This is a genomic window from Nonomuraea sp. NPDC049480 (assembly GCF_044465905.1).
Lineage (GTDB): Bacteria > Actinomycetota > Actinomycetes > Streptosporangiales > Streptosporangiaceae > Nonomuraea.
In genome coordinates this window covers 909,340-924,406 of sequence record NZ_JBITMD010000001.1, presented here as the reverse complement: position 1 = coordinate 924,406, position 15,067 = coordinate 909,340, and the positions used below count along the sequence as shown (strand labels likewise).

Annotated in this window: 17 protein-coding genes and 1 pseudogene; 12 read left to right on the top strand and 6 right to left on the bottom strand. The window is 70.9% G+C overall.

The window, feature by feature from the left end; genetic code table 11:
- Nucleotides 1–96 precede the first annotated feature (96 nt).
- The 10 genes and pseudogenes from ACIBX3_RS04315 (at nt 97) to ACIBX3_RS04270 (ending at nt 7,300) form a co-directional block, all read left to right on the top strand.
- Nucleotides 97–2,868: a glycoside hydrolase family 3 C-terminal domain-containing protein gene (locus ACIBX3_RS04315; RefSeq protein ID WP_397112926.1), complete on the top strand. Its 2,772-nt coding sequence runs from the start codon at nt 97–99 to the stop codon at nt 2,866–2,868.
- A complete protein-coding gene (locus ACIBX3_RS04310) occupies nt 2,865–3,869 on the top strand; it encodes a LacI family DNA-binding transcriptional regulator (protein WP_397112925.1) in 1,005 nt (334 codons plus the stop codon). The genes ACIBX3_RS04315 and ACIBX3_RS04310 overlap by 4 nt, the downstream gene beginning before the upstream one ends.
- 142 nt (nt 3,870–4,011) lie before the next feature.
- Nucleotides 4,012–4,182: pseudogene (gene gvpJ / locus ACIBX3_RS04305) on the top strand (gas vesicle protein GvpJ); the annotation flags it as partial.
- A gap of 205 nt (nt 4,183–4,387) precedes the next feature.
- Nucleotides 4,388–5,206, top strand: a complete 819-nt coding sequence (locus tag ACIBX3_RS04300) for a GvpL/GvpF family gas vesicle protein (RefSeq protein WP_397112923.1) — start codon at nt 4,388–4,390, stop codon at nt 5,204–5,206.
- Between the two features lie 3 nt (nt 5,207–5,209).
- Nucleotides 5,210–5,434 (top strand): gas vesicle protein GvpG, encoded by a 225-nt coding sequence (locus ACIBX3_RS04295; protein ID WP_397112922.1) that lies wholly within the window; start codon nt 5,210–5,212, stop codon nt 5,432–5,434.
- 3 nt (nt 5,435–5,437) lie between these two features.
- On the top strand, nt 5,438–5,737 hold the full coding sequence (gvpO, locus tag ACIBX3_RS04290) for a gas vesicle protein GvpO (RefSeq protein ID WP_397112920.1): 300 nt from the start codon (nt 5,438–5,440) through the stop codon (nt 5,735–5,737).
- Between the two features lies 1 nt (nt 5,738).
- Nucleotides 5,739–6,074: a gas vesicle protein GvpJ gene (gene gvpJ, locus ACIBX3_RS04285; RefSeq protein ID WP_397112918.1), complete on the top strand. Its 336-nt coding sequence runs from the start codon at nt 5,739–5,741 to the stop codon at nt 6,072–6,074.
- Nucleotides 6,067–6,819: a GvpL/GvpF family gas vesicle protein gene (locus ACIBX3_RS04280; RefSeq protein WP_397112916.1), complete on the top strand. Its 753-nt coding sequence runs from the start codon at nt 6,067–6,069 to the stop codon at nt 6,817–6,819. The genes gvpJ (ACIBX3_RS04285) and ACIBX3_RS04280 overlap by 8 nt, the downstream gene beginning before the upstream one ends.
- A complete protein-coding gene (locus ACIBX3_RS04275; RefSeq protein ID WP_397112914.1) occupies nt 6,816–7,010 on the top strand; it encodes a gas vesicle protein in 195 nt (64 codons plus the stop codon). Before ACIBX3_RS04280 ends, ACIBX3_RS04275 begins: the two co-directional genes overlap by 4 nt.
- 2 nt (nt 7,011–7,012) lie before the next feature.
- Nucleotides 7,013–7,300, top strand: coding sequence for a gas vesicle protein K (locus tag ACIBX3_RS04270; RefSeq protein ID WP_397112913.1), 288 nt, complete (start codon nt 7,013–7,015; stop codon nt 7,298–7,300).
- 7 nt (nt 7,301–7,307) lie between these two features.
- On the opposite strand, the gene ACIBX3_RS04265 is transcribed toward ACIBX3_RS04270, so the two are convergent.
- From ACIBX3_RS04265 to ACIBX3_RS04240, 6 genes are all read right to left on the bottom strand, one after another.
- Nucleotides 7,308–7,928 carry a putative glycolipid-binding domain-containing protein gene (locus ACIBX3_RS04265; RefSeq protein WP_397112911.1) on the bottom strand — a complete coding sequence of 207 codons (621 nt, stop codon included), beginning with the start codon at nt 7,926–7,928 and terminating at the stop codon, nt 7,308–7,310.
- Nucleotides 7,929–7,979: 51 nt separating this feature from the next.
- Nucleotides 7,980–8,534 (bottom strand): GNAT family N-acetyltransferase, encoded by a 555-nt coding sequence (locus ACIBX3_RS04260; protein ID WP_397112909.1) that lies wholly within the window; start codon nt 8,532–8,534, stop codon nt 7,980–7,982.
- An 11-nt stretch (nt 8,535–8,545) separates the two neighbouring features.
- Complete coding sequence (locus tag ACIBX3_RS04255) at nt 8,546–9,151, bottom strand: histidine phosphatase family protein (protein WP_397112907.1); 606 nt, start codon at nt 9,149–9,151, stop codon at nt 8,546–8,548.
- A 173-nt stretch (nt 9,152–9,324) separates the two neighbouring features.
- Nucleotides 9,325–10,692, bottom strand: coding sequence for a hypothetical protein (locus tag ACIBX3_RS04250; RefSeq protein ID WP_397112905.1), 1,368 nt, complete (start codon nt 10,690–10,692; stop codon nt 9,325–9,327).
- Between the two features lie 169 nt (nt 10,693–10,861).
- Complete coding sequence (locus ACIBX3_RS04245) at nt 10,862–12,613, bottom strand: acetyl/propionyl/methylcrotonyl-CoA carboxylase subunit alpha (protein WP_397112903.1); 1,752 nt, start codon at nt 12,611–12,613, stop codon at nt 10,862–10,864.
- Nucleotides 12,614–12,638: 25 nt separating this feature from the next.
- Nucleotides 12,639–13,358 (bottom strand): SDR family NAD(P)-dependent oxidoreductase, encoded by a 720-nt coding sequence (locus ACIBX3_RS04240; protein WP_397112901.1) that lies wholly within the window; start codon nt 13,356–13,358, stop codon nt 12,639–12,641.
- Nucleotides 13,359–13,484: 126 nt separating this feature from the next.
- Between ACIBX3_RS04240 and ACIBX3_RS04235 the strand changes: the two genes are divergently transcribed.
- On the top strand, nt 13,485–13,757 hold the full coding sequence (locus ACIBX3_RS04235) for a WXG100 family type VII secretion target (protein WP_397112899.1): 273 nt from the start codon (nt 13,485–13,487) through the stop codon (nt 13,755–13,757).
- 73 nt (nt 13,758–13,830) lie between these two features.
- A complete protein-coding gene (locus tag ACIBX3_RS04230; protein ID WP_397112897.1) occupies nt 13,831–14,973 on the top strand; it encodes a S8 family serine peptidase in 1,143 nt (380 codons plus the stop codon).
- Nucleotides 14,974–15,067 lie beyond the last annotated feature (94 nt).

Genomic DNA, 15,067 nt, shown 5'->3' with positions numbered 1-15,067 from the left:
TTGGTCACTGGGAAGTGCACCCTTCAGTCAACCCACCGAAATGTCCGCGTAACTTCCCCAGGCCGGTCGTCGAAGCGCTTCGACACTCTCAGAGGGATGACCATGCAAGAACCCCCCTTCCGCGACCCGTCGGTACCCCTTCGCCATCGGATCGACGACCTGGTGCGCAGGCTCACTCTCGCGGAGAAGGTCGGCCTGCTCCACCAGTACCAGGCACCGGTCGAGCGGCTGGGCGTGGGCGCGTTCCGCACCGGCACCGAGGCGCTGCACGGCCTGGCGTGGCTGGGCCCGGCAACCGTGTTCCCCCAGGCCGTCGGGCTGGCCTCCACCTGGGACCTGGACCTCGTCCGCAGGGTCGGCGAGGCGACCGGCGACGAGGTGCTGGCCTTCCATCACAAGGACCCGGCCGGTGCCGGGCTCAACGTGTGGGCTCCCGTGGTCAACCCGCTGCGTGACCCCCGCTGGGGGCGCAACGAGGAGGGCTACTCGGAGGACCCGTGGCTGACCGGTGTGATGGGGGCGGCCTACGCCCGCGGGCTTCGTGGGAGCGCTCCCGAAATTCTGAAGACCGCGCCTACCCTCAAGCATTTCCTCGCCTACAACAACGAGACCGACCGTTGCACCACCTCCAGCAGCATGCCGCCGCGGGTGCTGCGCGAGTACGAGTTGCCCGCCTTCAAACCGGCCATCGAGCAGGGCGTGGCCGTGGCCGTCATGCCCTCGTACAACCTGGTCAACGGTCGCCCCGCGCACCTCAGCCCGCTGATCGGCGGCGTGCTGCGCGAGTGGGCGCCGGATCACCTGCTGGTCGTCAGCGACGCGTACGCGCCCGGCAACCTCACCTCGTTGCAGGGCTACCACGACACGCTGCCGGAGGCGTACGCGCACGCGGTCAAGGCCGGAGTGGACAGCTTCACCCAGGACGACGACCGCTCAGAAGCCACGCTCGGACATCTCGACGCGGCGTTGGAGCAGGGCCTGCTCGCCGAGGCGGACGTCGACGCGGCCGTGCGGCACGTGCTGTCGATCAGGTTCCGGCTCGGCGAGTTCGACCCGGCGACGCCGTACGACGAGATCACTGACATCGTGGTCAACAGCTCCGAGCACCAGGCGCTGGCCAGGGAGGCGGCGCGGCGCTCGTTCGTGCTGCTGAAGAACGACGGCCTGCTGCCGCTCCAGGAGGCGGCGAAGGTCGCGGTGATCGGACAGCTCGGCGACACGCTCATGGAGGACTGGTACAGCGGCACCCTGCCCTACGCCGTCACCGCCCGCGCCGGGCTGGCCGAACGCTGCGAGACGATCTTCTGCGAGGCCGTGGACCGGGTGACGCTGACCGCCGACGCAGGCCCGGTGATCGCCGACCCCGCCGGCGGGCCGCTCCAGATCAAGACCGCGGAGGCGGGCGGGTTCGACCTGTTCGACTGGGGCGGCGGCGCGTACGCGCTGCGTGCCGTGACGACCGGGCGGTTCGTGTCCGTGGACGGCGGCACGCTGGTGAACGACCAGCCCGGGCCGAACGGGTGGGAGGTGCGCGAGACGTTCCGCATGGAGGAGCGGCCGCGCGGCACGCTCGCCCTGCGCCACATCTCGACCGGCTGCTACGTCGGCGCGGGCGACGACGGGGTGCTGCGCCTGGTGGACGACGCCGACCAGGCCGTGTGGCTGGCCATGGACGTGGTCAGGAGCGGCACCGAGCAGGCCGCCCGTCTGGCCGCCGCCGCCGACGTGGCGGTGGTCGTGGTCGGCGACCACCCGCTGGTGAACGGCCGCGAGACCGAGGACCGCATGACGCTGGCCCTCGCCTCCGCCCAGGACGCCGTGGTCGCCGCCGTACGCAAGGCCAACCCCCGCACCGTCATGGTCATCACCAGCGGATACCCGCTCACCTGGACCGACGACGAGGTCCCGGCCGTGTTGTGGTCGGCCCACGGCGGCCAGGAGTACGGCCACGCCCTGGCCGAGGTCCTGTTCGGCGACGCGGACCCGGAGGGCCGCCTCACCCAGACGTGGTACCGCTCCGAGCAGGAGCTCCCCGACCTGCTCGACTACGACATCATCGCCTCGGACGCCACGTACCAGTACTTCCGCGGCACCCCGCTGCACCCCTTCGGCCACGGCCTCAGCTACACCACGTTCGAGTACGCCGACCTGCGGGTCCGCCAGGACGGCGATGTCATGAAAGCCGAGGCCACGGTCACGAACACCGGCGACCGGCCCGGCGTCGAGGTCGTCCAGTTCTACACCCACCAGCAGCGCTCCCGCGTCAAGCAGCCGCTGCGCCGCCTGCGCGGCTTCGAGAAGGTACGCCTCGCGCCCGGCGAGAGTCTTGTCGTCACCCTGGACCTGCCGGTGTCCGAACTGGCCTTCTGGGACGTGACGAGGGACAGGTTCGTCGTGGAGAGCGCGCCGCACCAGCTCATGGTCGGCCGCAGCGCCACCGACGTGCGCCTGAGCGCCCGCTTCGAGGTCGAAGGGGAGACCATCCCGCCCCAGTCCGGGTCGCTGCGCGCGGCCGCCCACGACGAGTACGACGCGATCACGTTCGTGGACGAGACCAAGGTGGACGGGGACGCCGTGCGGTCGGACGCGGAGGGCGCCTGGATCCTGTTCCGGCAGGTGGACCTGACCGGCGCCACGACCTGCGTGGCCACGGCGGGCAGCGCGGAGGGCGGCATGATCACCCTCCGCCGCGGCGACCCGCTCTACGGACCGGAGCTGGCGACCTTCCCCGTGCCCCGGACCGACCGGTACGACTATCACGCCGTCACGGCACCCCTTGCGGCCGCCGACGGGGTGCATGATCTTTATGTGGTGTTCGAGAACGACAGAGTGACGCTGGCCCGGCTCGGCTTCGGAGCCGGAGCTTGAGCCGGCGCACGGTCACGATCTCCGAGGTCGCCAAGCACGCGGGCGTGGCCGTCAGCACGGTCTCGTACGTGCTCAGCGGCAAGCGGACGATCTCGGCCGACACCAGGCGGCGCGTGCTCGACAGCATCAGCGCGCTCGGCTACCACCCCAATGCCGGCGCCCGGGCCCTGGCCAGCAAGCGCTCCAACGTGATCGCGCTGGTGCTGCCGCTGCGCGCCGGGATGCACGTGCCCGTGCTGATGCGCTTCGCCAGCGCCGTCGTCACGGCCGCCCGCCGCTTCGACCACGACGTGCTGCTGCTGACCGCCGACGAGGGCACCGCGGGCATCCGCCGGGTGGCCGCGAGCGCGCTGGTGGACGCGCTGGTCCTCATGGACGTGGAGCTGGACGACCGCCGCGTCCCGCTGCTGCGCGAGCTGGCCGAGCCGAGCGTGCTCATCGGCTTCCCCGCCGAGCCGGCCGGCCTGACCTGCGTCGACCTCGACTTCCGCGCCGCCGGGGCGCGCTGCGTGGACCACCTGGCCGAGCGCGGGCACGACGAGATCGCCCTGCTCGGCGCCCCCTCCGTGGTGTACGACCGGGGTACAGGCTTCGCCACCCGCACCCTCGAGGGCTTCGAGGCCGCGGTGGCCGACCACGGGCTCAAGGGCGTGGCGCTGCCCTGCGAGGACACGTTCGACGAGGTGTACGAGACCGTACGCGACCTGCTCCTCGACCACCCGGGCCTGTCCGGGCTGGTGGTGCACAACGAGGCCGCGGTCGGGCACGTGCTGGCCGCGCTGCGCCAGCTCGACCGGCGGGTGCCGCACGACGTGGCCGTGGTGGCGATCTGCCCCGACGATGTGGCCGAGCGCGCCAGCCCGCCCCTGACCTCGGTGCTGATCCCGGCCGAGGAGGTCGGCAGGGAGGCGGTCCGCCTGGTCATGGACAAGCTGGAGGGCCGCACCGTCCCGGACTCCACCCTGCTCGCCCCGCTCCTGGCCGTCCGCAGCAGCACCTGAGGCAAACGCTCGTCCTGCGGGACGTCAAGCCTGCCCGATATCTCGCCATATGTGGTTCAGTGTCCCCTTTCTTAGGGGAGGTGCCCGATGGCGAGAGGGGAAAGGTATGCCAACGTCAGTGCAACCGGCGGCGACCAGCGCGATGGGGCGTCCGTCCTCGACGGGGCTGGCCGACGTCATCGACACGATCCTCGACCGAGGGCTCGTGATCGACGCCTACGTCAGGGTATCGCTCGTCGGCATCGAGATTCTGACGATCGACGCGCGCGTCGTCGTGGCCAGTGTCGATACCTACCTGCGCTTCGCGGAGGCCGCGAACCGGCTGGACATGGCCAGGTCCGAGAAGGGCCTGCCCGAGGTCATCCAGCAGGCCAAGGGCCAGCCCAGCGTGGACACGACCCAACAGGTGATCCAGGGCGTGCTCGAGGCGGCCGACGAGAAGCTGAGCGACTTCGCCGACCAGGTCGCAGAGAGGCGCGAGAAGTCGACTCGTGTCAGGCGAGAGGAAAAGTAGCGACATGGGACGATCGACCAAGGTTTCCGGGGCCTCCGTGCCCAAGCAGGCCACGCGTCAGGGCCAGACCCTGGCGTCGTACGTCTACGGCATCGTGCCGGCTGACCTCGAGATGCCGCCCGACGAGCGCGGGCTGGGCGATCCGGCCGGCAAGGTGCACATGGTGCGCCACGGTGAGATCGCCGCGCTCGTCAGCGACGTCGACGTGGACCAGCCGCTCGGCCAGCCCGGGGACTTCATGGCCCACGAGCGGCTGCTCGACGTCGTCGCCGCCAAGGGGCCCGTGCTTCCGTTCCGCTTCGGCTCGGTGGTGGCCAACACCGACGCGGTCGTGGCCGAGCTGCTGGAGCCGCACCACGACGAGTTCCTCGAGGCGCTGCGGGATCTCAAGGGGCAGGCCGAATACATCGTCAAGGGCCGCTACGCCGAGCTGGCCGTGATGGAGGAGATCCTCGCCGAGAACGGGGAGGCGGCGACCCTGCGGGAGGTCATCCGCGGCACGTCCGAGGACGCGACCAGGAACGAGCGCATCAGGCTCGGCGAGATCATCGCGGCCTCGATCGAGGCCAAGCGCGCCGTGGACACGGAGCTGCTCTGCGACGCCCTGTCCGGGCTCTACGCGGAGGGCGTCATTCGAGAGCCGACGCATGAGCTGGACGCGGTCAACGTGGCATTCCTGGTCAAGACCAGCGACCAGGAGGCGCTGGAGCGCGCGCTGAGCGAGTTCGGCGAGCAGTGGGCGGGTCGGGTCGAGCTGCGCCTGCTCGGGCCGCTGGCGCCGTACGACTTCGTCACCGCGCAGGCGGACGCGGAAGGGGTGTGACGAGTGGGCCTGCTCGGTTCGCTCGCGACGCTGCCACTCGCGCCGGTTCGCGGCGTCATCCGCCTCGCCGAGCTGATCCAGGAGCAGGTGGAGCGGGAGACCCGCAACCCCGCCGCGATCCGGCGGGCTTTGGAAGAGCTCGACGCGGCCAGAGAGGCCGGGGAGCTCACTGAGGAGGAACACGACCAGGCAGTGCGGCGCGTCCTCCAGAGACTGACAGGAAGGTGATCCATGTCGGCCATCGACGAGAAGAAGAAGTCACGCGAGCTGACCGCGGCCACCGCGGGCGAGGTGGGATTGCGCTACATCGCCGAACTGACCACCAAGGAGACCGAGGGCGTCACGGCGGTCCAGCGCGCGGAGGGCAAGTGGCTGGTCACCGTAGAGGTGGTCGAGGACCGTCGCATCCCCTCCTCCGGCGACGTCCTCGGGTTGTATCAGGTAGAGCTCGATGAGGAGGGCGGTTTGCTGTCATATCGGAGGCTGAGACGCTATAGGCGGGCCAGCGGCGACTACGGTGAGGCCTCGTGAGATGGACAGGATAAGCAGCACAGGCGGCGGCGCCGCCGTGGCCCGCCCGTACGGCCCTCCGGCCGGCCGCGAGCCGGCCAACCTCGGCGACATCCTGGAGCGGGTGCTCGACAGGGGGATCGTGATCGCCGGCGACATCCGGGTGAACCTGCTGGACATCGAGCTGTTGACGATCAAGTTGCGGCTGCTGATCGCGTCGGTGGACACCGCCAGGGAGCTGGGCATCGACTGGTGGAAGCACGATCCCTTCCTGTCGGGCAGGGACCGCGAGCTGGTCGAGGAGAACCGCCGGCTGCGCCGCCGGCTCGCCGCCGTCGAGGGGCCCGCCGATGAGTGACCGCGGGACCTACCTGTACGCGGTCGCCCGCGACGAGGTGTCCGGCTGCCCGGCCGGCGTGGCGGAGGGGCCTGTGCGCACCGTCGCCCGCGCCGGGCTGGTCGCGTACGTGAGCTCCGTGCCGCTGGAGGTGTTCGGCGAGGAGCCGCTGCGCCGCTCCCTGGAGGACATGGACTGGCTGGCCGAGACGGCCCAGGCGCATCACCGCGTCGTGGACGCCGTGGCGGCCGCCACGCCGACGGCCCCGGTCCGCCTCGTCACCGTGTACGACGGCGACGACCAGGTGCGCGACCTGCTCGACCGCCGCGCCGGCGACTTCCTGGAGGTGCTCTCCCAGGTCACGGGGCGCAGGGAGTGGGGCGTCAAGGTGTACGCGGATCCCTCCGCACCCGCGGACGGCCACGAGGAGGAGGAGCAGCCGGAGAAGCCCGGCACCTCCTACTTGCGCCGCCGCCGGGCCGGTCTGCGCGGCAGGGAGGAGATCCGGCGGAAGGCGTTCGCCCGGGCCGAGCACATCCACGCCGCCCTGGCCACCGTCGCCGTCGCCAGCCGCCGCCACCGCCCCCAGGACCCGCGCCTGTCGGGCCGCACGGACTGGATGCTGCTCAACGGCGCCTACCTGGTGGACGAGGACCGCGACGAGGAGTTCGCCGCCATGGCGGGGTCGCTCGGCGGGGACGGCGTCGAGGTGACGCTGACCGGCCCGTGGGCGCCGTACTCGTTCACGGTGATGGAGACCCGGTGACGCGGGACGTGGCGACCCGCGCGCTGCTGCCGGCCGAGCGTGTGTCCCTCGTGGATCTGCTCGACCGGCTGCTGGCCGGCGGCATCGTCCTGACCGGCGACCTCGTCCTGTCCATCGCCGACATCGACCTGGTGCGCATCTCGCTGCGGACGCTGATCGTGTCGGTGGACGAGCTCGAAGGGAGCGTGTGAGCGTGGAAAGGGCTCCCTGGCGCATCGCCGCCGACTCGGAGACGATCGAGCGCGACCTGTCCCGTCTGGTGCTCACCATCGTGGAGCTCGTCCGCCAGCTCGTGGAACGCCAGTGCGTACGCCGCATGGACCGCGGGGACCTGACCGACGAGCAGGTCGAGGCGCTCGGGGTGACGCTGATGCGCCTCGAAGAGGCGATGGCCGACCTGTGTGAACGCTTCGACCTGACGCCGGCGGACCTCAACCTCGACCTCGGCCCGCTCGGGACGCTCCTGCCGGTGGACAAGTGACCGGCGCTCACCTGGCGCGGACGGCGATCTCCGGGTAGTCCAGGACCAGGCCCGACGCGTCGAAGACGAGGCGGCAGGCGAAGTCGGCGGACGGCGATTCGTAGTGGTAGCGCTGGCATGAGCCGTCCGGGCGTAGCCCGGCGATCGCACGCCGCACGGGGCCCTCGTCGGGGACCCGGACGTAGTGCTGCTCGAGGCGCTCGACGACCAGGTCCAGGGCGCGGACGTAGGCGGCTGGGGCCTCGGAGCCGGCGTCCACGGTCAGGCGCATCCGGTGCACGGGGAACGTGTTGGTCATCGCCGACGACTCCAGGTCGACGTCGAAGCAGCCGTCGATGTGCGGGGCCGGCACGCCGTCGACCCGCCAGCGGCCCTCCCCGTCGCTCTCCAGGATGGTGTGCCGGGATCGGGCCGCGGACCGTCCCGTGATCTCGGCGCGTCTCGTGATCCAGCCCGCGTCCACGTCGATGGCGTAGTCCACGATCCAGGTCAGGCCCTCCTCGACGGCCGTCGTGCAGCCCTCGACGCGATGCCCGTCGCCCAGCGGGCGGAAGTAAGCCACTTCGAAGCCCGCGCGGGAGTCGAGGTGCCGCCAGGCGGCGGTCTCCGGTGGCGGTGCGAAGGTCATGCGGCCGATGCTGCCACGTGCCACCGACAGTTCGCCGTCACGTCACTCAGTTCACCGGCCCGATGCGTCACCCGGTCCGGCCATTTCGGCGGTGATGGCCCAGCGCTCGTGGTCTCGCCATGCGCCGTCGATGAACTGGAAGCCGGGCGAGTAGCCCTCGCGCCGGAAGCCGACGCGCTTGATCAGGTTCAGGGAGGGGGTGTTCGCCGGCTGGATGTTGGCCTCCAGGCGGTGCAGTTCCAGCTCGTCGAAGGCGTACCGGACGAGCAGCCGGAGTCCCTCGGTCATGTATCCGCGGCCGGTTGTGGACGCGAAGGCGCAGTAGCCGAGCGTTCCCGTCTGGTGGGTGCCCCGGATGATGTTGTTGATGTTGGCCCGGCCGGCGATCGCGCCGGTGTCGCTGTGGCAGATGACGAAGCCCTCGTGGACCTGCTCGTCGAAGCGCGCGACGTAGGCGTCGAAGGCTTCCGGGGTGATGATCGGCCTGCCCGGCATCCAGGGACCGAGCAAGTCCGCGCTCTCCCTGTGCAAGGCCAGGAACTCCGCTCGATCGCCGCGGGAGAGACGGCGGATGGCGACACGGGAACCCTGGGCGAGATAGGTCATTTCACGGGATCTTAGGTGGCGCCCGGCCAGGACGGGCACCGCCATGAGCGCCCGTCCCACTCGACTGGGAATGGGACCGCATGCGGGAGAGGCGCTCCCCACACCCGCCCGCCCAGCCCGCAGAGCGTGCTGAGCCCGGTGGTGAGGCTCCCGACGTGCCCGACGACGGCGACCGTCTCGCCGGGGCGCTTGGTCACGATCGAGGTGAGGGCGGTGACGATCCGTGCGGTGACCGCGTACCCGTCCTCACCGTCGGCCACCGCCTCGCCCAGCCGTCCGTCCACGACCCAGGAGCGGAGAACCTCGGCAGTACGGTTTCGAGTCGCCGGATCGGTGGCGCCCTCCAGACTGCCGATGCCCATCTCGACGAGGTCGTGCATGGGTGTGATGCCGACGCCCAGTGGGCCCGCGATGATCTCGGCCGTTTGCCTGGCCCGGACGGCGGTGCTGGCGTACAGGCGGGTGATCCCCTCGAGCCGGAGGAGCCGTGCGACCTCGGCCGCCTGAACCCGGCCTGCCGGGGTCAGCTCCGCGAGGGGCAGCGCCCCGGCGGCCCCGGCCGTGACGTTCTCCGACTCGGCGTGGCGCAGGCACAGCAGTCGGACATGATCACTCATGCTTACGACGATACGAGCCCGCAGCTACCGATGAGCAAGCCCCGGTACGAACGCGAGAACCAGGTCCTGGTGCTTGCAATCGTCTATGCAAGCCCGGAGCCCCATGAAAGCGCGAAGCGCCCCCCGCGGAGGCCCAAGCTTGTGGGCCCCGGGAGAGCGCTTCTGAATGCTGGTTACCAGTCGCCGCCGAAGTCTCCGCCGCCGAAGTCTCCGCCGCCGCCGAAGTCGCCCCAGCCGCCGCCGTCTCCGCCGCCGCCGAAGTCGCCGGCGCCCGCGTCAGCGGCGCCCTCGGCATAGCCGGCGCCGTAGCCGCCCATGCCCCAGCCGCCGCCCAGCATGCTGCCCATCATGGTGCCGATGAACATGCCGGTCATGATGTCGCCGAAGCCGCCGTAGTAGCCGTAGGCGTACGGCTGGTAGGCCGGGCCCGCGTCGTAGTAGGGCCGGCGCTGGCCGTCGACCATGACCTCGCGCATCTGCGGGTCGAAGCCGCGCTCCACGGCCTCGGCGTCCATCCGGCAGGCCGGCACGTCGCGGACCGCGCCGCCGGGCGGGGCCCAGCGTACGTCGCGCGCCGACGGGCCGTGCTGCGGGTTGAAGAAGCAGGGTGCCCGCCGCTCGGGAACCGGCTCGTTGTTGACCTTGGCCTTCACCACGGCGAGCGCGTAGCGGCCGTCCTCGAGGGTCTGGGTGACCTCGCGGACCTGGTCGACACGCTCGATGGTGGCCAACTGGGTCTTGGCCTTCTCGTACGAGTCGAGCGCCGTCTGCCACTCGTCGATGTGCTTGCCGCCCTCACCGGAGAGCGTCACGTCCGCGTCGACTGCGGTGATCTCCTCGCCCAGCTTGGTGACGTCCTCGTCCACGGTCTGCTTGACCGCGGCCAGGTCCTTGGCCTCCTGGATGGCGCGCTTCTTCTTCTTGTTGCTGGAGTAGAGGAAGTAGCCGCCACCGCCGGCCAGCGCCAGCACGCCCAGGCCGATCAGCGCGGCGGTGCCGCCGGCGCCCGGGTTGGCCTGGCTGCCGGTGTCGAGCGCCGTGCGCGTCTTGCCCGCGACGGCGGAGTCGACGCGGTTGACGAAGTCCTTCATGCCGTCCACGACGTCCGAGTTGGCGGTGACGGCGCGGTTGGCCAGCTCACCTGCCAGTCCGGACTGGCGGATGGCGCTCGAAGCGGCGAACAGCGTCGGGCCGTCGAGCACGGCGACGGTGGCGCGGGTGCGGCCCGCGGCGACCAGCGCGGTGTTGAGAGAGGTCATGTACGACTCAATGCTGGAGTTGTCCACCGTGCCGTCAGGGAGTGCCACAGCGTAGATCTTGCTGTCGGCCCCCTTCAGCGCGTCATTGATCTCACTCTGCTGGTCCGACGTCAGAGACGAGCCGGACACCACGTACAGCGGATCCTTCTTCCAGTTGGACACCACCGACTGAGCGTCAGGGGGAGCCGCCGCGTTGGCGGCAGGGGACAGCGCAAGAACGACGATTAGACCGGCGATCAGAGCCGCGATCGCGGCCCCTGCTCGGCGCAGCGAATGGGTCATTGGCAGCAAGCCTCCTTCGCCCATGAGGACGAACGGGCGGTCGGCAAAGTTCCTCACTGCGCACGTTACCCGCCGGGAAGCCCGCAAGCGCACACCCCGGACGAAGATCCTGGGGCCGTGGATTCCATGACTGGAGTCATTGACGCAAAGTCAAGGTCAAGTCAGGGGCTCAGGTGTCTTTGATCTCGCAGATGACCGCCCCTGACGTCACCGTCTGGCCGATCGCCGCCGTGAGCCCCGTGATCGTGCCCGGCTTGTGCGCGGTCAGCGGCTGCTCCATCTTCATGGCCTCCAGCACCACGACCGTGTCGCCCTCGCTCACCGTGTCCCCGTCCGCGGCCACGACCTTGACGATCGTCCCCTGCATCGGGCTCACCAGCGAGTCCCCGCCGGCCGACGCCTTCTTCGCCTTGCCGCCGCCACGCTTGCCGGGGGCCTTGCTCGCGGCGGTTGTGCCGGTGGACGTCCCCAGACCGGCGGGCAGGACCACCTCCAGGCGCTTGCCACCGACCTCGACGATCACGGTCTCCCGGGCGGCCGGTGCCTCGTCCGAGGCCACGTCCCCCGCGTACGGCGCGATCGTGTTGTCCCACTCGGTCTCGATCCACCGCGTGTGCACGGAGAACGGCGCCGACGCGAAGGCCGGGTCGTCGACGGCCGCCCGGTGGAACGGCAGCACGGTCGGCATCCCGGAGATCTCGAACTCCGCCAGCGCCCGCCGCGACCGCTCCAGCGCCTCCTCCCGGGTCCGCCCGGTCACGATCAGCTTGGCCACGAGCGAGTCGAACGTCCCCGGCACCGTCATCCCGGCCTCGTAGCCCGCGTCGAGCCGCACCCCCGGCCCGGAGGGCGCGCGCATGACCGTCAGCGTCCCGGGCGCGGGCAGGAAGTTCCGGCCGGCGTCCTCGGCGTTGATCCGGAACTCGAACGAGTGCCCGCGCAGTGCCGGGTCGTCGTAGCCCAGCGGCTCGCCGTCGGCGATCCTGAACATCTCGCGCACCAGGTCGATGCCCGAGACCTCCTCGGTGACCGGGTGCTCGACCTGCAGACGCGTGTTGACCTCGAGGAAGGAGACCGTGCCGTCCTGGCCGACGAGGAACTCGCACGTCCCCGCCCCGACGTACCCGGCCTCCTTCAGGATGGCCTTGGAGCTGGAGTAGAGGATCGCGACCTGCTCCTCCGTCAGGAACGGCGCCGGCGCCTCCTCGACGAGCTTCTGGTGGCGGCGCTGGAGCGAGCAGTCGCGGGTGCTGACCACGACCACGTTGCCGGCGCGGTCGGCCAGGCACTGGGTCTCGACGTGGCGAGGCCGGTCCAGGTAGCGCTCGACGAAGCACTCGCCGCGCCCGAAGGCGGCGACCGCCTCACGCACCGCCGACTCGTACAGCTCGGCGACCTCCTCCAGCCGGCGGGCCACCTTGATGCCGCGCCCGCCGCCGCCGTACGCCGCCTTGATCGCGATCGGCAGCCCGTGCTCCTCCGCGAACGCCACCACCTCGTCGACCCCCGACACCGGGTCCTTGGTGCCCGCGACCAGCGGCGCGCCGACCTTCTGCGCGATGTGCCTGGCCCGCACCTTGTCGCCGAGCGCGGCGATCGCGGCCGGCGGCGGGCCGATCCAGATGAGGCCCGCGTCGATGACGGCCTGGGCGAAGGCGGCGTTCTCGGCCAGGAAGCCGTATCCGGGATGCACGGCGTCGGCGCCGGAGCGGGCGGCCACGTCGAGCAGCTTGGCGATGTCGAGGTAGGTCTCGGCGGGGGACAGCCCGCCCAGCGCGTACGCCTCGTCGGCCACCCTGGCGTGCAGGGCGTCGAGGTCCTGGTCGGCGTAGACGGCCACGCTGACGATCCCGGCGTCCTTGCATGCCCTGGCCACCCGTACGGCGATCTCGCCGCGGTTGGCGATCAGAACCTTGCGCACCGACGTTCGTCCTTCCTCGAAGAGTTCAGCGGCCCAGGTAGGCGCCGCCGTTCACGTGAAGCACCTGCCCGGTGACGTGCCCCGCTCCCGCGGAAGCCAGGAACAGAACGGTATCGGCCACGTCAGACGGGGTGCCAGGGCGGCCGTTACGCGTGTTCTCCACGCGGGCCCTGACGCCCTCCGCCGTGAGGCGGCCGCGGAAGAACTCGGTGTCCAGGACCAGGCCGGGGGAGACGACGTTCGCGGTGATGTCCCGGGGGCCCAGCTCGGCGGCCAGGTCGGCGGTCCAGGACTCGACGGCGGCCTTGGCGGCGCCGTACGAGCCGGAGCCGGTGCCCCGGGCGGCGATCGAGCCGAGTGAGACGATCCGGCCGCCCTCGCTCATGCGCGGCGCCAGCGCGGTCGTCATGAGCACGGCGGACATCAGGTTGGCGTTGAGGTTGGCCCACCAGGACTCGGCCACGTCCATCAGGTCGTCCGACTGCCTGCGGTCCAGGTTGGTGTTGCCGCCGGCGTTGTTGACCAGCACGTCCACCCGCGCGGGCAGGCTGTCGAGCGCTTCCTTGACGGCGACCGGGCTGGCGGCGTTGAAGGCCGCGTACGCCGCCCCGAGGCGTTCGGCGGCCTCCTTCAGCACGTGCTCGCGGCGGCCGGTGATCGTGACGTGGTCGCCCTGGGCGGCGAACGCCGCCGCGATCGCGTATCCGATCCCGGTGCCGCCGCCGGTCACCACAACCTCGCGCATGGCCGGACAGCTCCCGTCGAATCCGAATCTTCCTCTGGAAGACCATAGCCGCTCGGCATAACCCAGACGGCGGCAGGTGGGGCCCCTTTAAGGTGATGGCGCTTTCACACGGTCCAGGAGGTATGCATGAGCCACAGTATGCTCGGCGGCGACCCCGCGGAGATGCAGCAGATGGCCAGCCAGTTCACGCAGCAGTCCGAGGCGGTCCGCACCACGATGACCGCGCTCGACCGCGAGGCCGCCAAGGTCGGCACGGCGTGGACGGGTCCTGGCGCCCAGCGTTTCCAGCAGGCCTGGCAGAACTACCGCACGGCCTTCCAGCGGATGACCGAGGAGCTCCAGGAGGCCTCGCGAGTCATCGGCACCTACCGGCAGAACATCGAGTCCGCCACGCAATGAGCAACGGACAGAGGCCCTGGCCGTCGTGTCGGGGCTTCTGCCTGTTAAACCGGGCAGGCTACGCTTTCCCGCCATGATTGGTCGAGCCCTCATGGCGAGCCTGCTCGCTCTGCACATCGCCGCGGCACCCGCGGCGGCCGCGCCCGAGGACTGCAATCCGAAGAAGGGCACGCTGAAGTTGCCGGCCAGCGAGCCGTGGGCGCAGAAACGACTCGACATCAAGAACGCCTGGCGGCTGACCAGGGGCGCGGGAGTGACGATCGCGGTGGTCGACAGCGGCGCCGACTACCACCCGCAGGTCCAGATCTCCAAGATCATCGACGAGACGCACACCGGCCACCGCGACTGCGTGGGCCACGGCACGGCCGTCTCGGGCATCATCGGCGCCCGCTTCGTGGCCGGCGTCCCCTTTCACGGCGTCGCGCCCGACGCCAAGCTCGTGATGGTCAAGCAGAGCAACAAGACCGAGGGCGACATCAACAAGCTGATCAGCTCCATCGACGACGCGGTCGCGGCGAAGGCCGAGGTGATCAACATCTCGGTTCGCGCCTCCGACCACCCCCAACTGCGGGCCGCCGTCCAGCGGGCGCTGGACAAGGACATCGTCGTGGTCGCCGCCGCGGGGAACGTCACCGGCCCGGACGACGAGGACGTGCCCGCCTATCCCGCCGCGTACGAGGGCGTGCTCGCCGTGGGCGGGGCCATGCCCGACGGCCGCCGCGCCGACTCCTCCAACGCCACCACCCCGGTCGGCGTGCTCGGCCCCGGCATCGACATCACCGCCCCCTGGCCGGGCCGCGGCTACATGCGCGGCCTGGAGGGCACCAGCTTCGCCTCGCCGTACGTGGCGGGCACCGCCGCGCTGGTCCGGGCCCGCTTCCCCCAGCTCACCCAGGAGCAGGTACGCCGCCGCATCATCGCCACCGCCGACGGCACGGCCGGCACAGGCACCGGGACGGGCATGGTGAACCCGGTGCTCGCGCTCACAGCCGTGCTGCCCTACGAACGCGGCAACGCGCCCGTGGTGGCCGAGCCGCCCCCTTCCGCGATCCCGGCCGGCGCCATCGCCAAGGTCCCGCCCCGTGACGAGACCGCCGTGGGCATCTCCATGGCGGTGGGCGCCGGCGCGCTGATGGCGCTCATGGTCGCGGGCGGGCTCGCGCTGCTCGTTCCGCTGGGACGGCGGAGGGGCTGGCGTGCGGGGAGGCCTACCTGAACGTGTCCGGCGAATGAATTGTCAATTCACCAGTGAAACTGGTGATGTAAAAGTGGCGGATTTGGTTGAATGTCCCTTTGAGATCGTGCTTTGA